17 protein-coding genes and 1 tRNA gene are annotated in these 18,678 nt (G+C 72.2%); 9 read left to right on the top strand and 9 right to left on the bottom strand.

What is annotated here, in order from left to right; translation table 11 throughout:
* Nucleotides 1-62: 62 nt before the first annotated feature.
* The 3 genes from ACSDG8_RS19535 (at nucleotide 63) to ACSDG8_RS19525 (ending at nucleotide 3,455) form a co-directional block, all read left to right on the top strand.
* Entirely contained in the window at nucleotides 63-1,607 is a 1,545-nt protein-coding gene (locus ACSDG8_RS19535) for an FAD-dependent oxidoreductase (protein ID WP_210894053.1), read from the top strand.
* Between the two features lie 54 nt (nucleotides 1,608-1,661).
* Entirely contained in the window at nucleotides 1,662-2,798 is a 1,137-nt protein-coding gene (locus ACSDG8_RS19530) for a hypothetical protein (protein WP_210894056.1), read from the top strand.
* 216 nt (nucleotides 2,799-3,014) lie between these two features.
* Nucleotides 3,015-3,455: an HNH endonuclease gene (locus tag ACSDG8_RS19525; protein ID WP_210894058.1), complete on the top strand. Its 441-nt coding sequence runs from the start codon at nucleotides 3,015-3,017 to the stop codon at nucleotides 3,453-3,455.
* 79 nt (nucleotides 3,456-3,534) lie between these two features.
* Here the strand turns inward: ACSDG8_RS19525 and ACSDG8_RS19520 are convergent, their stop codons facing one another.
* Both ACSDG8_RS19520 and ACSDG8_RS19515 read right to left on the bottom strand, forming a co-directional pair.
* Nucleotides 3,535-4,302: an enoyl-CoA hydratase/isomerase family protein gene (locus ACSDG8_RS19520; protein ID WP_210894061.1), complete on the bottom strand. Its 768-nt coding sequence runs from the start codon at nucleotides 4,300-4,302 to the stop codon at nucleotides 3,535-3,537.
* A gap of 76 nt (nucleotides 4,303-4,378) precedes the next feature.
* Nucleotides 4,379-6,778 (bottom strand): M4 family metallopeptidase, encoded by a 2,400-nt coding sequence (locus ACSDG8_RS19515; protein WP_210894063.1) that lies wholly within the window; start codon nucleotides 6,776-6,778, stop codon nucleotides 4,379-4,381.
* A gap of 170 nt (nucleotides 6,779-6,948) precedes the next feature.
* On the opposite strand from ACSDG8_RS19515, the gene ACSDG8_RS19510 reads away from it, so the two are divergent.
* Entirely contained in the window at nucleotides 6,949-7,401 is a 453-nt protein-coding gene (locus tag ACSDG8_RS19510) for a hypothetical protein (protein ID WP_210894065.1), read from the top strand.
* Nucleotides 7,402-7,481: 80 nt separating this feature from the next.
* Nucleotides 7,482-8,138: a type 1 glutamine amidotransferase domain-containing protein gene (locus ACSDG8_RS19505; RefSeq protein WP_247678436.1), complete on the top strand. Its 657-nt coding sequence runs from the start codon at nucleotides 7,482-7,484 to the stop codon at nucleotides 8,136-8,138.
* A gap of 8 nt (nucleotides 8,139-8,146) precedes the next feature.
* Here ACSDG8_RS19505 and ACSDG8_RS19500 read toward each other — a convergent pair whose 3' ends face one another.
* The 3 genes from ACSDG8_RS19500 to ACSDG8_RS19490 are packed head-to-tail and all read right to left on the bottom strand — an operon-like array spanning nucleotide 8,147 to nucleotide 9,664.
* A complete protein-coding gene (locus ACSDG8_RS19500) occupies nucleotides 8,147-8,758 on the bottom strand; it encodes a histidine phosphatase family protein (protein ID WP_210894069.1) in 612 nt (203 codons plus the stop codon).
* Nucleotides 8,759-8,807: 49 nt separating this feature from the next.
* Nucleotides 8,808-9,227, bottom strand: coding sequence for a VOC family protein (locus ACSDG8_RS19495; protein WP_030502816.1), 420 nt, complete (start codon nucleotides 9,225-9,227; stop codon nucleotides 8,808-8,810).
* Between the two features lie 35 nt (nucleotides 9,228-9,262).
* Nucleotides 9,263-9,664 carry a helix-turn-helix domain-containing protein gene (locus ACSDG8_RS19490; protein ID WP_210894071.1) on the bottom strand — a complete coding sequence of 134 codons (402 nt, stop codon included), beginning with the start codon at nucleotides 9,662-9,664 and terminating at the stop codon, nucleotides 9,263-9,265.
* A 202-nt stretch (nucleotides 9,665-9,866) separates the two neighbouring features.
* On the opposite strand from ACSDG8_RS19490, the gene ACSDG8_RS19485 reads away from it, so the two are divergent.
* Nucleotides 9,867-10,781, top strand: coding sequence for a hypothetical protein (locus ACSDG8_RS19485; protein ID WP_210894073.1), 915 nt, complete (start codon nucleotides 9,867-9,869; stop codon nucleotides 10,779-10,781).
* Nucleotides 10,782-10,887: 106 nt separating this feature from the next.
* Here ACSDG8_RS19485 and ACSDG8_RS19480 read toward each other — a convergent pair whose 3' ends face one another.
* Complete coding sequence (locus tag ACSDG8_RS19480) at nucleotides 10,888-11,559, bottom strand: HNH endonuclease family protein (RefSeq protein WP_210894075.1); 672 nt, start codon at nucleotides 11,557-11,559, stop codon at nucleotides 10,888-10,890.
* Between the two features lie 407 nt (nucleotides 11,560-11,966).
* Nucleotides 11,967-12,043, bottom strand: a tRNA-Thr gene (locus ACSDG8_RS19475).
* Between the two features lie 364 nt (nucleotides 12,044-12,407).
* Between ACSDG8_RS19475 and ACSDG8_RS19470 the strand changes: the two genes are divergently transcribed.
* On the top strand, nucleotides 12,408-13,499 hold the full coding sequence (locus ACSDG8_RS19470; RefSeq protein WP_210894109.1) for an ABC transporter ATP-binding protein: 1,092 nt from the start codon (nucleotides 12,408-12,410) through the stop codon (nucleotides 13,497-13,499).
* Between the two features lie 60 nt (nucleotides 13,500-13,559).
* On the opposite strand, the gene rlmB is transcribed toward ACSDG8_RS19470, so the two are convergent.
* Together rlmB and cysS are read right to left on the bottom strand one after the other, a co-directional pair.
* Nucleotides 13,560-14,678, bottom strand: coding sequence for a 23S rRNA (guanosine(2251)-2'-O)-methyltransferase RlmB (gene rlmB, locus ACSDG8_RS19465; protein WP_210894111.1), 1,119 nt, complete (start codon nucleotides 14,676-14,678; stop codon nucleotides 13,560-13,562).
* The gene (cysS, locus tag ACSDG8_RS19460) at nucleotides 14,678-16,093 is read right to left on the bottom strand and encodes a cysteine--tRNA ligase (protein ID WP_210894113.1); all 1,416 of its coding nucleotides are present in this window, start codon (nucleotides 16,091-16,093) and stop codon (nucleotides 14,678-14,680) included. The genes rlmB and cysS overlap by 1 nt, the downstream gene beginning before the upstream one ends.
* Nucleotides 16,094-16,156: 63 nt before the next feature.
* On the opposite strand from cysS, the gene ACSDG8_RS19455 reads away from it, so the two are divergent.
* Both ACSDG8_RS19455 and ACSDG8_RS19450 read left to right on the top strand, forming a co-directional pair.
* The gene (locus tag ACSDG8_RS19455; RefSeq protein WP_030502822.1) at nucleotides 16,157-16,804 is read left to right on the top strand and encodes an IclR family transcriptional regulator; all 648 of its coding nucleotides are present in this window, start codon (nucleotides 16,157-16,159) and stop codon (nucleotides 16,802-16,804) included.
* 642 nt (nucleotides 16,805-17,446) lie between these two features.
* Nucleotides 17,447-18,634 carry a hypothetical protein gene (locus ACSDG8_RS19450; RefSeq protein ID WP_439427138.1) on the top strand — a complete coding sequence of 396 codons (1,188 nt, stop codon included), beginning with the start codon at nucleotides 17,447-17,449 and terminating at the stop codon, nucleotides 18,632-18,634.
* Nucleotides 18,635-18,678: the final 44 nt, after the last annotated feature.

Below are 18,678 nucleotides of genomic sequence, written 5' to 3'. Positions count from 1 at the left end.
AAAAAGGGCCCCTTCCTTTCACCTCGGGCAGACTGGGGGGACCACCGACTGGAGGAAGCCCCGTGGGTCTGTCGCAAGTGGTAGGTCGCCTGATCGGCGTACGCGAGCACGTGGTGGACCCGGGCGGCGGTGGCGCCCCCCGCGTGCCGCGACCGGTCCCGGCGCTGGTGGTCGGTGGCGGCATCGCCGGCATGTCGGCGGCCGTGGTGCTGGCCGAGCGCGGGGTGGCGGTGACCGTGCTGGAGGCCGCGCCGCACCTCGGCGGCCGGCTCGGCGCGTGGCCGGAGGAGCTGCCCGACGGCGCCCAGCGCAACGAGCACGGCTTTCACGCGTTCTTCCGGCAGTACTGGAACTGGCGGTCGATCCTGCGCCGCGTCGACCCGGCGCTGGGCTTCCTGAAGCCGATCCCGGGCTACCCGATCCTGTCCGAGCAGTGGCCGACCGAGGAGTTCGGCAAACTGCCGCCCGCGCCGCCCGCGAACCTGCTGGCGCTGCTGCTGCGCAGTCCCAGCCTGCGCCTGGCGGACCTGCGGTCGATGGACCGGGACGCCGCGTTGCCGCTGCTCACCTACGACCCGGTGCGCACCTACGAGGAGTTCGACGAGCGCACGGCTGACGAGCTGCTCACTTCGCTGCGGCTGCCGGACCGGGCGCGGGCCATGCTCTTCGAGGTCTTCTCGCACTCGTTCTTCAACCACGAGGCGGAGATGTCGGCCGCCGAGATGATCGCCCAGTTCCACTTCTATCTGCTGGGCAACCCCGAGGGGCTGGCGTTCGACTGCCCGGACCGGGACTACGCGACGGCGATCTGGGAGCCGCTGACCCGCCACGTGGAGAAGCACGGCGGCCGGGTGCTGACCGGCGCTCCGGCCACCCGGCTGGACCGTACCCCGCTCGGCTGGCGCGTCACCGGCGCGGACGGCGACGTCTGGGAGGCGCCGCACGTGGTGCTCGCGGTGGACCCGCCGGCGCTCGCCGCGCTGGTCGCCGCCTCGCCCGGCCTGGTCGCGGCGGCGCCCGAGCTGGTGGCGCGGATGCCCGCGTTCGGCAAACCCGGGCCGCCGTACGCGGTGGCGCGCTACTGGATGGACGGGGACGTCCGCCCGGACCGGGCGGTGTTCAGCGGCGTCTCCCGGCAGCCGACGCTGGACTCGGTGACGCTCTACCACCGGCTGGAGGACGAGCCCCGCCGCTGGGCCGGGCGGACCGGCGGTTCGGTGGTGGAGTTGCACGCGTACGCCTGCGAGCCGGACGTGCCGGCCGACGAGCTGGCGGCGCGGATGCTGCGGGAGCTGACAGTGCTCTGGCCGGAGGTGGGCGATCTGCGGGTACGCGAGTTGCGGGCCCGGGTCGAGGCGCAGGCCCCGGCGTTCACTCCGGGTAGCCACGCCGGGCGTCCCGGGGTGGAGACCGACGCATCCGGCCTCTACCTGGCCGGGGACGGCATCCGTACCGAGTTCCCGAGCGCGCTGATGGAACGTTCGGCTGCTACCGGGATCATCGCCGCCAATCACATCCTGCGGGCCGAGGGCGCGGCGGCCGAGCCGGTGCGCTCGATCCGGCCGCGCGGCCTGCTGGCCGGTCGCACCCCTTCAAAACACCCTTAAGCGGACAAAAACGCCTCTACGCTCGACTGATCCGGTGACACGGGAGGTCGGGCGGTGAGCACCGCGACGCGCGAGCGGCGCGACGAGGAGCACGGGACACCACGGGACGAGCGGACCGCGGTGGTCACCGCGCTGCGACTCGGCTGGTCGATGGCGGACGCCTATAACCACGCGCAGACCGCCGACCTGACCGACGACGGGAACCGGCCGGTGGCCGCGCCGCCGAAACTGTCGAACCTGACCGAGCTGGCCGGGTGGCACCGGCTCGGCATGTACCTGGACGGCGTGGATGTGTCGCTGGCCCAGATCGCGCCGCTCACCCCGGCCGGTCGTACCTTGCCGTCCACGGCCGCCGCCCGCCGCGTCACCGGCCCCGACCGGGAGCCGCTGCTGCTCGCGCTCGACGACCTCAACATCGACGTGCTGCGGTGGACGATGGCGACGAACCACCGGGTGGGTGTGGCGTACCGGCTGGGGCGCTCGCTCGCCGACACGGTGCGGCGCGGAGACGCCGACCGGCTGCCCGGCCGGTTCGGTGGCCGGCACCTCCAGATCAGCAGGTGGCTCGACGAGCTGGCGAGCGTGCTGCCGCCGTACTCGGCAGCTGTGGTGCGCCGCTCGCTCGCCGCCTGGGCCACCGCTGTCGGCCGCGCCACCGTGGGCGACCCGGGCGAGGCCGGGCTCGCCGACCTCGCCCGCGAGCTGCGCAACCAGGGCGACCTGTGGCAGGACGTGCTCACCGGCGGCCTGCACCCGCGCGACCTGCTGGACGAGGAGAACTGGGCGGTGATCGCCCGCAACGTCGTCATCCGGGACCGGAAGCTGGTGGCGCAGGCGGCCCGGGGCATCTTCTGGCCGGTGCTGGCGCCACTGCTGGTGGTGCTGCTGGCGGTGGTGGGCGTCAGCGCCGCCGCCGCGGCCGGCTCCCCCACCACCCGGGCGGCGGTGGCGCTCGTCGGCCTCGGCGCCGGGCTCACCGCGATCTGGCGGTCGATCTCCACGCCGACGCTGTCGGTGGCCGCCGAGGTGAACCGCCCGCTGCTGGACAGCGAACTGGTGGTGCAGATGACCGCCCGGATCGACCGGCCGCTCGCCGCCGCCCGGAGCGCCGGACGGGCCGGACGGCAGCGGAGACCCGCCGAGGACGGATCGAAATACGTTGCCCACGATTCCCGAATCGATCTACCGTGACCACGCAAGGTCAACCACCGCTACGGGAGCCGTCCATGTCGCTGCGACACGCCACCACGATGACGTCGTGGCTGCTCGGCGACGGCTGCCGGGAACACGGTCCCTGGCCCGGAGGGCACGACTGACGCGCCTCGCGTGTCCCCGTCGTCGCCGCCCGGTCCCGTGGACCGGGCGGCTTTTTCGTCGCCGTACCGCCGATCGTGAAGGGAGAGCCCGGTGGACGCCGTCCTCGTTGTCAACGCCGACCTCGGCCCGCTGCACCGGGTCACCGTCAAGCACGCCATCCGGATGCTCTGCCGCCGGGTCGCCGAGATCCACGAGGCCGAGCCGGACCGGGTGATCGGCGTCTTCCCGCTGCCGCGCGTGGTGCGCCTCGTCCGGTACGTGGTGACCCGCTGGCGGTTCAGCGCCGGCCCGGCCTGGTCGCGGGCCGGGGTGCTGGCGCGCGACCGGCGGCGCTGCGCCTACTGCGACGGCGCGGCCGGCACCATCGACCACATCCTGCCCCGCTCGCGCGGTGGCCGGAACACCTGGGGGAACACCACCGCCGCCTGCTACGCGTGCAACCAGCGCAAGGGTGACCGGACCCCGGCCGAGGCGGGCATGCCGCTGCGGCGGGCGCCGGTGACGCCGAGCTGGGCCGCGCTGGCGCGGTGACGGACGGCCGGCGGGCACAGGGGGCGGTGTCGGGGGTACGCCCCGGCGCGGCGCCCGCCGGCCCCGTCCGCCCGGGTGGTCAGCGGGTTTCCGGCGGGGTCCAGCCGAAGTGCGGCGGCCGGCGCTCGTTCATGGCCGCCACGCCCTCGCGGGCCTCGCCGCTGTCCCGCACCTGGCCGTGCCACCACGCGAGCCGGTCGGCGTCGGCGCGCCCGTCGACGATCTCCTTGGCGGCGGCCACCGTCAGGCGGGAGCGCTCGGCGATGGTGGCGGTCAGCGCCGCCACCCGCCCGGCCAGCTCCCCGGCCGGCAGCACCTCGTCCACCAGGCCGATCCGCAGCGCCCGCTCGGCGTCGATCAGCTCGCTGCTGAACAGCAGGTGCTTGGCGGCGGACGGGCCGACGAGCGCGGCCAGCCGGCGGGTGGTCGGCGCCGGGTAGACCAGGCCGAGCCGGGCCGGGGGTACGCCGAACCGGGCATCCGCGGCGGCCAGGCGCAGGTCGCAGGCGACGGCGAGCTGGCAGCCGCCGCCCACGCAGGCGCCCTCGATCGCGGCGACAGTGGGACGGCCGAACGCGGCGAGGCGTTCCTCGGCGGCCACCGCGATGCTGCCGTCACCGGCGGCCAGCAGCTCGTCCAGGTCGCCGAGGTCGGCCCCGGCGCAGAACGTGCCGGCGGCGCCGGTGAGCACCAGCGCCCGTACCGCCGGGTCGGCCTCCAGGCCGTCGAGCAGCACCGGAAGCTGCCGCCACATGGCCGGGGTCATGGCGTTGCGCCGGGCCGGGTTGTGGATGACCACCGTTGCCACCGGGCCGTCCACCCTGACCGTGAGTTCCGCGTCGGACATGGTGCGACCGTAACGGGCGCGGCCCGGCGACCACCCGCGTGGGGTGGCCGCCGGGCCCCGGGGTCGGGCGGTCAGGTCAGGAGACGTTGACCGCGGTGTCGTCGAGCACGAACGAGGTCTGCAGCGAGCTGTCCTCGGTGCCGGTGAACTTCAGCGTGACGGTCTGCCCGGCGTACGACGCCAGGGAGAACGACTTCTGGCTGTAGCCACTGGCCTTGTTCAGGTTCGAGTAGGTCGCCAGCGTGGCCAGCACCGAACCGGAGGAGCTGAGCACCTGCACGTTCAGCTTGTCGTACTGGACGCTGCTGGTGGTCTCGGCCGAGTCGATGTGCAGCCAGAACGAGAAGGTGTACGCGGAGCAGCCGCTCGGCAGGCTCACCGACTGCGACAGCGAGTCGGTGCGGGTGCTGCCGTAGCCGTTCAGCCAGGCGTTCCACGTACCGGTGCGGGTCGGCTGGCCCTGCGAGCCGTACTGGCCGATCACGCCGGAGGTGGAGGTCCAGACGGTGTTGCCGGACTCGAAGCCGGGGTTGCCGAGCTTCTGGCCCGCGCCGGTGCAGCCGCCGCCGGTGCCGTTCACCGTCAGCGAGTACGTGGCGGTCTTCGCGCCGGACGCCGCGCTGCCGTTGACGGTCACCGAGTAGGTGCCGGTCGGCGTGCTGGAGCTGGTGGAGATGGTGAGCGTGGACGAGCCGCCGGAGGTCACCGAGGAGGGGCTGAACGACGCGGTGGCGCCGGTCGGCAGGCCGGACGCGGAGAACGTCACGGTCTGCGCGGTGCCGCTGGTGGTGGACGTGGCGACGGTGGCGGTGACGGAACCGCCAGCGGTCACCGACCCGGCGGTCGGCGAGAGCGAGACGGAGAAGTCGTTGCCGGTGGAGCTGCACGGCGCGTCGTTGCCGGCGACGTTCACCGCGGTCCAGGCGGCCTGGACGGTCTTGTACTCGGTGGAGCAGTTGCCGTACAGGTCGGTCGCGGCCCGCAGGGTGTACGCGCGGGCGGTGTTGGCCGGGTTGCTGGTGTTGACGTACGAGGTGTTCGAGGTGAAGTACACGTCGAGCGCCCGGTACCAGATCTTCTCCGCCTTGGTGCGGCCGATGCCGGTGACCGCCGGGGCCGAGCCGCAGACCGGCGAGGTGCCGTACGCGGTGGCGCCGGTGCCCTCGGCGAGGTTGAAGAAGAAGTGGTTGCCGACGCCGGAGGAGTAGTGCACGTCCTTGTTCTTCGTGCTGGTGGACCAGCAGGAGTCGGACGAGCCGTCCAGCGACGGGTTGTACATGTAGCGCAGCGGCGTACCGTTGCCGTTGATGTTGATCTTCTCACCGACCTGGTAGTCACCCGGGTCGCTCGGCGCGGCGGCGTAGAACTCCACCATGTTGCCGAAGATGTCGCTGGTGGACTCGTTGAGGCCACCGGACTCGCCGGAGTAGACCAGCCCGGCCAGCGCCTCGGTGACGCCGTGGCTCATCTCGTGGCCGGCGACGTCCAGCGAGACCAGCGGGCGGGAGTTGCCCGAGCCGTCGCCGTAGGTCATCTGGGACCCGTCCCAGAACGCGTTGACGTAGTTGTTGCCGTAGTGCACCCGGCTCGGCACGCCCTGGCCGTTGCCGAAGATGCCGTTGCGGCCGTGGATGTTCTTGAAGTAGTCGAACGTCTTGGCGGCGCCGAAGTGCGCGTCCACGGCGGCCGACTGCCGGTTCGAGGTGGCGCCGTTGCCCCACGCGTTGTCCGCGTCGGTGAACGTGGTGCAGGTGGAGGTCCCGTTGTTCATGTCGCAGGTACGGCCGTTGCCGCGCACCGGGTCGATCATCTGGTACGTGCTGCCGGAGAGCGTGGTGTCGATGGTGACCGAGCCGGTGTAGATGCCCTGGCCGGTGCCGGCCACCGTCTCGATCTCGTCGTACGAGCCGATCACCTTGCCGGTGGTGGCGTCGGTGACGACGTGCAGCTTCGACGGGGTCTGCTTGTCCGCCTTCCAGCCCGTCGCGACGGTCTCCCAGGCGAGGCGGCCCTTGCCGCTGCTGGCGTCGACGAACAGCTCCGGCGCGCCGAGGGAGGTGAGCGAGCCGGAGAACGTCTTGCGGGCGCTGGCCTTGGCCGCCTCCGCGCCGACCTTCGCGGTGGTGCTCAGGGTCAGCGGGGCGTCGAGGCTGACCGACGCGCTGGTCATGGTGCCGTTCGGGGCGGTGTGGATGACGAAGTCACCGCCGTACACCCGGAGACCCTGGTAGGTCCGGCTGTACCGGGTGTGCGCCGCCCCGGAGGGGTCGACCTTGGTGCGGACGGCCTGATAGGCCTCACCGCTGGCGCCCTTGACGACGCCGGGGTTGGCGCGCAGCAGGCTCGCGGCCTGGGCTACGGCCGACGTCTCGGGGCTGGGGGCGCTGGGCGCGGCCGCTTGCGCCGAGGTGGTGACGCAGGCCAGCACGCTGCTGGTGAGCAGCGCTGCGCTGACGGCGGCGACGGATCTTTTCACGGGCCCTCCTGGAAGGCGAAGTTGTGACGGGGGTAGTCACTGATGTAGATATAGCGATACATCGAAGAACGTGAAAGAGGCTGGCGAGAACCCGCCGGAGACACTGACCGAACGGATGAGGAGGACCGGTGGGCCGGAACCGGGTGGTCCCGTCGCGCGTCCGAACCGGTATGAGAGCTGCCCCCGCCGTGGCGGCCGTCGCCGCCCTTCTCGTCCCGCTCGCCGGCTGCGCCCGCACCGACGCGCCACCGGCGACGCTGCCGCAGGTCACCGCGCTGCCCGCCGTCGAGGTCGTGCTCGTGAAGTCGGGCGGCATCGCCGGACTGACCGACACCGTCCGGGTCGGGCCGGACGGCCACTGGACCCGCACCGACCGCGCCGGCGGCTCCCGCGAGGGGGAACTCGCCGCGGAGGAACTCACCCGGCTGCGGCAGCTCGCGGCCGACCCACGGCTGGCCGCCGAGGCCGCCGTCACCGTGCCGCCGACCATGTGCGCCGACGCGTTCAGCTACCGGCTCACCGTCGGGCCCAACCAGGTCAGCTACGTGGACTGCCCGCCGCAGGCCAAGCCGCCGGCCGTCACCGCGCAGGTGGTGGACCTGCTCAACGGCGCCACCGGCTGACCGGCGCCGATTTCAAACCCGATCCGGCTGTGACATCGGCCTATGGCCGGCGGACCGGCGACAGGGCCAGCATGGAAGGCATGACTCGTGCACTCATCGCCCTGACCAGTCACTCCGAGCTGGGCGGCACCGGCCGCTCCACCGGCTACTACGTCGGCGAGGCCGCCGAGCCGTGGGAGGTGTTCCGGGCCGCCGGGTACGACGTCGACCTGGTCTCCGTGGCCGGCGGCGAGCCGCCGGTCGACGGCCGGGACGAGAACGACAGCACCCAGAACGACTTCCTCGCCACCGCCGGCGTCACGGACACCCCGAAGGCCGCCGACGTCGACCCGGCCGGGTACGACGTGATCCTCTTCGCCGGGGGACACGGCACCATGTGGGACTTCCCCGACGACCCCGACCTGGCCCGGATCGCCCGCTCGGTCTACGAGCGCGGCGGCGTGGTGGCCGCCGTCTGCCACGGCCCGTCGGCGCTGGTGAACCTCACGCTCACCGACGGCTCGCGCCTGATCGCCGGCAAGCGGGTGGCCGGCTTCACCAACAGCGAGGAGGCGGCCGTCGGCCTCACCGACGAGGTGCCGTTCCTGCTCGCCGACAAGCTCACCGAGGCCGGTGCGCAGCACGTGGCGGCGCCCGACTTCACCGAGCACGTGGTGGTCGACGACCGCCTGGTGACCGGCCAGAACCCGCAGTCCGCCCGCGCCGTGGCCGACGCCGTGGTGAAACTGGTTGCCTGAGCGCCGGGTCAGAACCGGTAGTCGTCGGGCAGGCCGGTGGCACGCAGCTCGGGTGGCAGGTGGGCGACGTCGTTCAGCGCGACGAGCGTCGGCGGGCCACCCGAGCTGTAGCGGATCACCGTGAGCCCGCAGTTCTGGTGGTTGAGCCCGATCCAGCGGCGCTCCGGCGCCTCCAGCGCGTCCCGCACCAGCCAGGCGACCAGGAAGTTGTGGGTGACGACCAACTCGCGTACGTCACCCTCCGCGGGGGCGGTGGCGAACCGCGCCACCGCCTCCGCCGTCACACGCGGCCCGTCACGCCGCTCCCGCTCGGTGAACCCGGCCAGAAACGCCGCATACCGCTCGGGCAGGCCGGCCGGGTCGGTGTCGTGCGGCATGTGGTCGCCGGCCCGGTCGTCCTCGCGTACCGGAACATCCGGCAGCGACGCCGCGACCAGCGCGGCCGTCTCCGCGGCCCGGCGGGCCGGCCCATGGTGTACGGCGGCGAAGCGCGTGCCGCGCAGCCGCTCCCCCAGCAGCGTCGCCTGCCTGCGGCCGCGCTCCGACAGGCCGGTGTCCGCCTCCTCCTCCGGCCGGTCCTGCTCGCCGTGGCGGACCAGGTAGAGCAGGCGGCTGGGCATCGGCACCTCCACGGTCGGGGACCGCGAGACTAGCCCGCCGCCGCGCCGTTCACCGGCCCTGGTGCATCTGCCCGATCCGGATCCGGTTGCCGAACGGGTCACGGATGCCGAAGTCGATCCCGTACGGCCGGTCGGTCGGCTCGTCGGTCACCTCCACGCCCTTGGCGACCAGATCCGCGTACGTCTTGTGCGCGTCGTCCGTGGTGAAGAAGAGGAAGCCGCCCGCGGCGCCCTTGGTCAGCAACTCCCGGACCTGCTCGGCGGTCTTCGGGTCCAGGGCTGGCGGTCCCGGCTTCTCCAGCAGGATCTCCCGGCCCGGGTCGCCCGGCACGTTCACGGTGAGCCAGCGCATGAAGCCGAGGTCCTGGTCGGTGCTGACCTCCAGGCCCAGCTTCCCGACGTAGAAGTCGAGCGCCTCGTCCTGGTCGAGCACGTAGATCTGCGAGCGGGAAGTCGAAGTCATCGTCATGCCGATGACGCTAGAGCAGCGGCCTGACCTGCTGCTTATCCAAAACTGCTCGGTCTGGTCCAGGACTTGGCGAAGCAGCTCGGCACGTCCGGCGGCGCGGTCCGGCGACGCCTGAAGGCCGATGGCGACTCACCGACGATGCCGTGGAACGTCCGGCTGAACGTGCCGAGGCTGTTGAAGCCGACGGCGAGGCAGATGTCGGTGACGTCCCGGTCGGTCTCCAGCAGCAGGGCCATGGCCCGCTCCACCCGGCGGCGCTGCAGGTAGCGGTGCGGCGTCTCGCCGAAGGTGGCCCGGAAGGTACGGATGAAGTGCGCCTCGGACACGTGGGCGATCCGGGCCAGCGCGGCGATGTCCAGCGGCTGCGCGTATGCCCGGTCCATCGCGTCCCGGGCCCGCAGCATGGCCCGGTTGGACTCCTCGACGGCACGGCTCATCGCCGGCCAGCCTACCGAAACGGCGCCCGATGCTCTGATCACCGCTGATGACCTGCGCTTACGTGCCAGTCGCCGCGCGGTTGCACCAAAGCCGTGTCGGTTACCCGATGTCATAGCGGGACCACGCATACCGACGGCAGATGCGAGCATCGATTCGTTCGCGGGGGATCGCCCGCCGCGGACCGAAGAACGGGGGTTCTTGATGCACATCAGACGACTCACCGCCCTGGCCGGACTGGTCGGTCTGGTCGCGGCGCTGCCCGTCGCGACGGCACCTGCCTCGGCGGCCGCGCGGCCGTCGATGGCCTCGGTGGCCGACCGGCTCGTGCTGGAGCCGACCGAGCGCGGCTACCGCGGCTCGCTCAAGGTCGACCTGACCTACCGTGGCGCCGAGCCCGGCCGGGCCAGTTACGTGATCACCGAGCCGATCCCCGGCTCGTACGAGAACGTCGAGTGGGGCATCAGCTGCAACAGCAGCGGAGACGTCCTCCCCGACGGGCGGACCCAGGTCGAGTGCAACGTGCCCGGAGGCGAGCTGAACCCGGGTGAACGGCGCAGCTTCACCATCGACTTCGCGGTCCTGACCCCGACGCGCCCCTACGCGATGAAGGCCGGGGCGGGCCGCCTCGCCGTCAACGTCGACGGCACCACAGTGACCGACGAGACCTTCTCGACCCGCTTCCGCTCGACCACCGGCTCACTCGCCGACCCCCGGCCCTACGTGCGTGACAGGCAGCCGGACCTGCGGGTGACCGCCCCCGACGCCGTCACCCTGGTGCGGCAGCCCGACGGCATGTTCGAGGGCCGGTTGCCGGTCACCCTGCGGTACGCCGGCGACGCACCGCACGACTCCGTCTGGTACGCCGTGGAGCGCGTGCCGGACGGCGTCTGGGAGCCGTGGACCGAGAGCTGCGGGATCAACTGCGTCGAGGGCGGCGCGTTCATGACCGGCGAGGAGCGCTCGCTCACCCTGGTCGTCAACGCACCCGCCGACACTCCGGTCGGCGAGCTGGGCCCGGTCGACATCCAGTTCCACCTGTCCCGGGCGATCGCTCCGGACGTCGACCCGGCGGACAACCGCATCACGTTCACAGTCAGCACGGTCGAGGCGCCCTGACCCGGACCACCCGTTGTCGGCCGCCCCGCCCGGTGGGAAACCACCGGGCGGGGCGGCCCCCGGTGTGCGCGTTGCTGTCATCCGGCCCGAGCGGCGGCTCCTGCGGTCAGGAGGCGCAGGTGTTGAGCATGCTCTGCAGCGCGGACTTCTCGGAGGACTGGAGCGTCAGGCCCCAGTTGTACTTCACGGTGATCCACATCTTGCTGTAGGTGCAGCGGTACGACGTCAGGGGCGGCTGCCACGTGGACGGGTCCTGGTCGCCCTTGGCCTGGTTGACGTTGTCGGTGACCGCAATCAGTTGCGGGCGGGTCAGGTCGTTGGCGAAGCTCTGCCGGCGGCTCGTGGTCCAGGAGTTGGCTCCGGACCGCCACGCCTCCGCCAGCGGCACGACGTGGTCGATGTCGACGTCGGAGGCGGCGTACCAGGTCGCACCGTCGTAGGGGCTGTACCAGCGGCCGGAGGTAGCGGCGCAGGAGCTGTTTACCACGACGGACGTGCCGTCACGCTTGAGGACCTGCTCGCGGGTGTTGCAGGCGCCGGTGATGGTGATCCAGTGCGGAAACAGGTCCCGCGAGTAGCCGGCCATCGAGCCCTGCGCTGCCACTGTCAGGGCGTTGAGCTGCGACTGCGCCGTTGCCTGGGAGGGGATGCCGGGAGGGGTGGCCGAGGCCGGCTGTCCGTTCACGACGGCGAGGACGGCGGCCGCGAGGGCGGCGACAGTGAGCGCGGCGGCACGGCGCCTGGCACGTGTGGTGGGGGTGGCGGACGTGATCGGCATGGCGGCGGCCTTTCGTCGAGGAGGGGACAGCAACCTTCCCTGACGACCATGTCCATCGATCACCGTCCCTGTAAAGAACAGCTGTCCGGTTGTCGAGCATCGCGGCGAACTCGTCGCCGATTCGCCGACTCGGATCGGCGTGACTCACATCTGGATGCCGTTCATCGGGCAGGCCGCCCCCGCGGTACGCCGTGTCGATCCTCGGCGGTGCGTTGGCGCGGCCACCTACTTCGTGCGGGAGCCGCGACCGAGGATGTAGGTGCTCGCGGTCGCCGTGGTCCTGGGCGTGACCGGCATGTTCCTCGCGGACCAGGGCGGCAGAGGAAATCGGCGTGCCGCCGCTCGCTGTCGGCGTTGCTGTCAGCCGGGGATCACGACGGCTACCCGCCGGGATCGCCCTGTGGAATTGGAGCCCCCGGCCGGGATCGAACCGGCGACATCTCGCTTACAAGGCGAGTGCTCTGGCCAGCTGAGCTACAGGGGCGCGTGCGTCGGGCTCAGCATAGCGACTGAGCCCCGGAAATCCCGCCTCGCAGGGCTCCCGAGCACGGAAAACGTCGGTATCCCGACCGGGGTGGCCGATGGATCATCACCCGGGCGCGCTCCCAGCGGGGAGATTGATGCCTCCCAGTGCCCTGCTGACCGTTATGCGTATGCCGTCCATCCCATCCGGAGCGCCACGTCTTGGCACGATCGCGAAAGCCGTTTACCGTGCAGTGACACGGACGACACTCCGGCGGGCTTCGGCTGCCTGAGCGACGACCCCGTTGGCCGGTGCCTTGGGCGCCGGTCGCTCCTTCACTCGGATCGTCCGGCACGTTCCTGCCGGTGAAAGGAAGCGCTCCATCATGGCTACGGTCACCTACTCGAAGGCGTCCCGGATCTATCCGGGCACCGAGCGCCCCGCCGTCAACCAGCTCGACCTCCAGATCGGTGACGGGGAGTTCCTCGTCCTGGTCGGCCCGTCCGGCTGCGGCAAGTCCACCAGCCTGCGGATGCTCGCCGGCCTGGAGGACGTCGACGACGGCGCGATCTACATCGACGACCGCGACGTCACGCACCTCCCGCCGAAGGCCCGCGACATCGCGATGGTCTTCCAGAACTACGCCCTCTACCCGCACATGACGGTGTACGAGAACATGGCGTTCGCGCTCAAGCTGCGCAAGACCTCGAAGTCGGAGATCGACCGGCGGGTCAAGGAGGCTGCCGGGCTGCTCCAGTTGGAGGAGTTCCTCGGCCGTAAGCCCAAGGCGCTCTCCGGTGGTCAGCGTCAGCGTGTCGCCATGGGCCGCGCGATCGTCCGCGAGCCGCAGGTCTTCCTCATGGACGAGCCGCTGTCGAACCTCGACGCCAAGCTGCGTGTCCAGACCCGTACCCAGATCGCCTCGCTGCAGGCGAAGCTGGGCGTCACCACCGTGTACGTCACCCACGACCAGGTCGAGGCCATGACCATGGGTCACCGGGTGGCGGTCATGCTGGACGGCGTGCTCCAGCAGGTGGACACCCCGCGGGCGCTCTACGACACCCCGTCCAACGTCTTCGTCGCCGGCTTCATGGGCTCCCCGGCCATGAACATCAAGACGGTGAAGCTGACCGACCAGGGCGGCGCGTTCGCCGAGATGATCGTGCCGCTGACCCGCGAGCAGGTCCAGGCGGCCAGCGCCGAGGGCGGCGACGGCAAGGTCACCGTCGGCTTCCGGCCGGAGGACTGCGACCTGGTCAGCCCGTCCGAGGGCGGCATGCCGGTCGTGGTCGAGCTGGTCGAGGACCTTGGCTCCGACGCCAACGTCTACGGCCACGCCGCGCTGGAGGGCCACAACGAGCGCTTCGTGGTCCGTACCGACCGGCGCAGCATGCCGAACATGGGCGACACCGTGTTCGTCAAGCCGCGTACCGGCCGCAGCCACGTCTTCCACGCCACCACCGGCCAGCGGATCTGACGTACGTACGCGAAAAGGGGCGGCCCGCCACGGCGGACCGCCCCTTCTTCGTACTCTCGATCAGACCTCGACGGACCGGCGGCGCGCGACCTCGGCCAGCGTGACCGCGGCGGCGACGCTCGCGTTGAGCGACTCCACGGCGGAGACCATCGGGATGCTGACGGTCAGGTCGCAGGTCTCGCCGACCAGGCGGGACAGGCCGCGCCCCTCCGAGCCGACCACCACGACCAGCGGGCCGACGGCGGCCTCCAGGTCGTACAGGTCGGTCTGCCCGTCGGCGTCCAGGCCGACCACGACGAAGCCGGCGTCCTTGCACGCCTTGAGCGACCGGGTCAGGTTGGTGACCTGCGCGACGGGCACACGCGCGGCCGCGCCGGCGCTGGTCCGCCAGGCGGTCGCGGTGATCCCGGCGGCACGCCGTTCGGGTACGAAGACACCCTGCGCGCCGAACGCGGCGGCCGACCGGATGACGGCGCCGAGGTTACGCGGATCGGTGACCCCGTCCAGCGCGACCAGCAGCGGGGCGGCCTGCTCCAGCGCCGCGGCCACCAGGTCGTCGAACGGCTCGTAGGCGAACGGCGGCACCTGGAGGCCGACACCCTGGTGCAGCACCCCGCCGGTCATCCGGTCCAGCTCGGCGCGGCTGACCTCCAGGATCGCGATGCCCCGGTCGGCTGCGGTACGGACGATCTCCTTGACCCGGTCGTCGACGTCGATGCCCAGCGCCGTGTAAAGCGCGGTCGCCGGCACCTGGGTGCGCAGCGACTCCAGCACCGGGTTGCGCCCGACCAGCAGCTCAGGGCTGTCCTTCGCCGGGTTGGCCTTGCGGCCCGGCGCGACCCGCGGACCGCCCCGGCCGGCTGGCTTTCCGCCCCGGCCCTTCGTCGTGGGCGTGCCTCGGCCACCGCCCTTGCCCCAGGTGGTGTCCTTGGTGCCGGGCTGGCCGATCTTGGGCGCGCGGCCCTCCTCGGCGGCTGCGCGGCGCTCCTTGTCCTGCTTCCAGGCGGTGCGCTGGGGCAGCTTCTCGGTGCCCGAGTACGCCTTGTGCCACGGCCGCTCGTCGGCGGGAAGCGTGCGACCCCGCCCGGCGAGCGAGTCCTTGTTCTTGCCTCCGGTGCCCTTGGGGGCGCCCGCCTTCGGCGTCAGTCGCCGGCCACGGCGCTGCGAGTTGCCGGCCATCAGTCCTGCTCTCCAATAGTCCAACGCGGGCCCTGGGGGGTGTCCTCGACGACCACGCCGGCCTGCTTGAGCTGGTCGCGTACGGCGTCGGCGGCGGCCCAGTCCTTGCGGCCCCGGGCCTGCGCGCGCTGCTCCAGGGCCAGCGCGATCAGGGAATCCACCACGCCGCGCAGATCGTCCGTGCGGCCGCCGCCGGTCCAGGCCGGGTCCAGGGGGTCGACGCCGAGGATATCCAGCATCGCCCGGGTGGCGGCGAGCGTCGTGCGGACGGTCACATCGTCACCGGCGGTCAGCGCAGTGTTGCCGTCGCGGACCACCTCGTGCAGCGCCGCCAGCGCCGCCGAGGTGTTCAGGTCGTCGTCCATCGCGGCGACGAACGCAGCCGGCAGGTCGCCGGGCCGGCCGCCGCCGACCCGCTCGGCCGCCCGCTGCACGAAGCCCTCGACCCGCCGGTACGCGACGGCGGCCTCACGCAGCGCGTCCTCGGAGTAGTCGATGCGGGACCGGTAGTGCGCAGCGACGTAGTAGTAGCGCAGCTCGACCGGGCGCACCCCGAGCGAGGCCACGTAGTCGAGGTCGAGCGTGTTACCCAGCGACTTGCCCATCTTGGTGCCGCCGATGCCGAGCAGGCCGTGGTGCACCCAGTAACGCGCGAACGGCAGGTCGGCCGCCTGCGACTGGGCGATCTCGTTCTCGTGGTGCGGGAACGTCAGATCGAGCCCGCCGCCGTGGATGTCGAACTCGGGGCCCAGGTAGCGCCAGCACATGGCCGAGCACTCGATGTGCCAGCCAGGGCGGCCACGACCCCAGGGCGACGGCCACGAGGCGTCGGCCGGCTCGCCCGGCTTGACACCCTTCCAGAGCGCGAAGTCGCGCGGATCCCGCTTGCCCCGGTCAGGGGCGTCACCGGCCGGCTGCATGTCCGCCGGGGACTGGCCCGACAGCGAGCCGTACGCGGGCCACGAGGCCACGTCGAAGTAGACGTCGCCGGAGCCGTCGGTGGCCGGGTAGGCGTGACCGGTCTCGATCAACCGGGCGATCAGCTCGTGCATCTCCGGGACGTGCCCGGTGGCCCGCGGCTCGTACGTCGGCGGGAGCACGTTGAGCGCCCGGTAGGAGGCGGCGAGGATCTGCTCGTTGGTGTACGCGATCGACCAGAACGGCCGACCCTGCTCCATCGCCTTGGCCAGCACCTTGTCGTCGATGTCGGTCAGGTTGCGGATGAACGTGACCTCGAAGCCCTTGTCGAGCAGCCAGCGGCGCAGCACGTCGTAGTTGACGCCGGAACGAAGGTGGCCGATGTGCGGCGGGGCCTGGAGCGTGAGACCACACAGGTAGACCCCCACCTTGCCGGCTTCCCGCGGGACGAAGTCCCGCACCGATCGGGTGGCGGTGTCATACAGGCGTAGCGTCACCTCACAAGGGTAGCCGTCCGCACATTTCGAGGTTGGCCGGAGCCGGGTCGTACGCTGCGTGCTGTGGACACGGCGGCGCGCCCCGGAGAGACCGCACAGACCCTGGACCGGGGTCTGCGCCTGCTGCACCTCGTTGCGGACGCGCCGGGCGGCCTGACCGTCACCGAGGCCGCCCACCGGCTGGGCATCGGCCGGGCCGCCGTCTACCGGCTGGTCGGCGCGCTGACCGGCCACGGCATGCTCCGGCGCGACGGCGAGGGCCGCCTGCGCATCGGCGTGGGCGTGCTGCACCTGGCCCGCCGCGCCCAGCCGCTGCTCGCCGAGGGAGCGCTGCCCGCGCTGCGCCGGCTCGCCGAGGGCACCGGCGCGACCGCCCACCTGACAGTGGTCGAGGGCGGTGAGGGGGTGGCGCTGGCGGTGGTCGAGCCGAGCTGGACGTCGTTCCACGTGGCGTACCGGACCGGCACCCGGCACCCGCTGGAGCGGGGCGCCGCCGGCCGTGCGGTGCTGGCCGGGCGGGCCGGCGATCCGGGTCCGGTGAGCACCAGCGGTGAGCTCCAGTCCGGGGCGTACGGGGTGGCCGCGCCGGTGCTCGGTGTGCCCGGCCTGGAGGGCAGTGTCGGGGTGGTGTCGCTGACCCCGCTCGACGTGGCGGACGTCGGTGCCCAGGTGACAGCCGCCGCCGAGGCGGTCGCCGCCGCGCTCTCCTGACCCACGTAGGTCCTCGCGCCAGCTCGGGGAGGTGGCTGCGTCCAGGCGGCCCGGATACCGCCACTTCCCCGAGGTGGAGTCGATCAATCCGGCTCAAGACACCCGCGCGGCCCCACGGCCCAGCCCATCCCAGAGCCCTCACGCCACTACGCCGAAGTGGCTGCGTCAGCGCGGGTCGAACCGTCCATCCACACACCCTCACGCCAGCTCGCGGAAATGGCTGCATCAACACGGCCCCGATGCCGCCACCTCCCCGAAGTGGAGTCGATCAAGGCAGCTCAGAACGCCGGGCGGCCACACGGCCCAACCCACCCCAGGGCCCTCACGCCACTACGCCGAGGTGGTTGCATCCGCGCACCCGAGCCAACCCCTCCGGACACCCTTGCGCCATCAGGCCGAGGTGGTTACATCAGCACCTCGAACCCGCCTCCCCTACACCCTCACGCCAGTTCGGCGAAGTGGCTGCATCAAGGCGGCCCGGATACCGCCACTTCCCCGAAGTGGAGTGGATCATGGACAGATCGCGGGCCATAGCACACGGACAGGGCCGGTCGGGGGTTGTCCACAGGGCGCGGCGGGCGGCACGGCTGCGGCTGTCCACAGGGGTATCGATCTCGACCCGTGCGCCGCCACGCTCGTCACATGCCACCTCATCCTCATCGGCCACCGGAGCTGGCCTGGCAGGTCTTCCGGGGCTCGGAAGCGATCCGGCGCGGGCTGCTGTCCCGGCACCACCTGCGGGGCGCGTCCTGGATCCGGCTCCGACAGGACGTCTACGCCGACGCGCGGCTCGACCGCGACCACGCGCTGGCCTGCCGCGCCGCGCTGCTACGCATGCCACCCGGCGCGGCGATCGCCGGCCCGTCGGCGGCCTACCTGCACGGAGTCGAGCACGCCGCCGACTTCACCGACGACGTGCACGTCCTGCTGCCGGCCACGGTCCGGGCCGACTCCCAGCCGGGTGTCCGGGTGCACCACGCCCCGATGTCGAGCACCCGCAGCGGCCTCCTGGTCCCCGTCGGCGCCACCGCACCCGCGCGAACGAGCCCACCCGCCGACACGAGCCCACCCGCCAGCTCGAACTCGCCCGCAGGTATGAACCCACATACAGGCACGAGGTCGCCCGTCGTGGCACCGTCGGCGGCGAACCACCCACCGGGCGCACCGGGCCGGACCAGATCGCCGGACCCGGCCGACCTCCGCACTCGGCCCGGACCGCCCGGTCCGGCCACCTCACCCTCAAGCGCGGCATCGAACCCGTTCGCACCGTCGTCCCTCGGCGCGGCGATGATCCTGGCCGGACCGCCGCCGCGTACCGAGCCGGTGGCCTGTGCCTGGGAGACCGCGGTCTGGGCCGATCCGGTGAAGGCGGTCAGCATCATCGACGGGCTGCTGCGTACCGGTTCGGTGAACCGCTCAGCGCTGGCGAGCGAGGCGGCCCGGAACGCCTGTCGTCCCGGTGGGCGGCGTGCGGCGTGGGTGTTCGGTCTGACCGACGGGCTGGCCCAGTCCCCGCCCGAGTCCCACCTGCGGGTACGCCTCGTCTTCGCCGGCCTGCCGCGTCCGGTGGCCCAGCATCCGGTGCGCGTGTCGACCGGTCTGCTCCTGCACCCAGATCTGGCCTGGCCGGAATTCCGGGTCGCGGTCGAGTACGACGGTCAGTGGCACTCCGACGCGGACCGGATGCACCTCGACCGGCGGCGGCTCAACCAGCTCGTCGAGGCCGGCTGGCTGGTGTTGCACGTGACCGGCCGCCGTCTGCACAAGGAGTTCCCCGCCCTGGTCCGGGAGATCCGCGCCGCCCTGGTGGCCCGGGGGTGGCGCCCGTGACGTCGCCCGCCGCCGCACCGGCCGCAAGCCCGCCAGCCCTCGTG

Source organism: Micromonospora sp. LA-10, assembly GCF_051853095.1.
GTDB classification, from domain to species: domain Bacteria; phylum Actinomycetota; class Actinomycetes; order Mycobacteriales; family Micromonosporaceae; genus Micromonospora; species Micromonospora echinospora_A.
The sequence above is the reverse complement of the archived record's forward strand: the minus strand, read 5'-3'. Positions and strand labels throughout refer to the sequence as shown.

Excerpts from the sequence above, each read along its gene's own strand:
- ACSDG8_RS19520 (WP_210894061.1), bottom strand. The coding sequence starts at position 4,302 with ATGTCCGACGCGGAACTCACGGTCAGGGTGGACGGCCCGGTGGCAACG.
- ACSDG8_RS19510 (WP_210894065.1), top strand. The coding sequence starts at position 6,949 with ATGAGAGCTGCCCCCGCCGTGGCGGCCGTCGCCGCCCTTCTCGTCCCG.
- ACSDG8_RS19505 (WP_247678436.1), top strand. The coding sequence starts at position 7,482 with ATGACTCGTGCACTCATCGCCCTGACCAGTCACTCCGAGCTGGGCGGC.
- ACSDG8_RS19500 (WP_210894069.1), bottom strand. The coding sequence starts at position 8,758 with ATGCCCAGCCGCCTGCTCTACCTGGTCCGCCACGGCGAGCAGGACCGG.
- ACSDG8_RS19495 (WP_030502816.1), bottom strand. The coding sequence starts at position 9,227 with ATGACGATGACTTCGACTTCCCGCTCGCAGATCTACGTGCTCGACCAG.
- ACSDG8_RS19490 (WP_210894071.1), bottom strand. The coding sequence starts at position 9,664 with ATGAGCCGTGCCGTCGAGGAGTCCAACCGGGCCATGCTGCGGGCCCGG.
- ACSDG8_RS19485 (WP_210894073.1), top strand. The coding sequence starts at position 9,867 with ATGCACATCAGACGACTCACCGCCCTGGCCGGACTGGTCGGTCTGGTC.
- ACSDG8_RS19480 (WP_210894075.1), bottom strand. The coding sequence starts at position 11,559 with ATGCCGATCACGTCCGCCACCCCCACCACACGTGCCAGGCGCCGTGCC.
- ACSDG8_RS19470 (WP_210894109.1), top strand. The coding sequence starts at position 12,408 with ATGGCTACGGTCACCTACTCGAAGGCGTCCCGGATCTATCCGGGCACC.
- rlmB (WP_210894111.1), bottom strand. The coding sequence starts at position 14,678 with ATGGCCGGCAACTCGCAGCGCCGTGGCCGGCGACTGACGCCGAAGGCG.
- ACSDG8_RS19450 (WP_439427138.1), top strand. The coding sequence starts at position 17,447 with ATGCCACCTCATCCTCATCGGCCACCGGAGCTGGCCTGGCAGGTCTTC.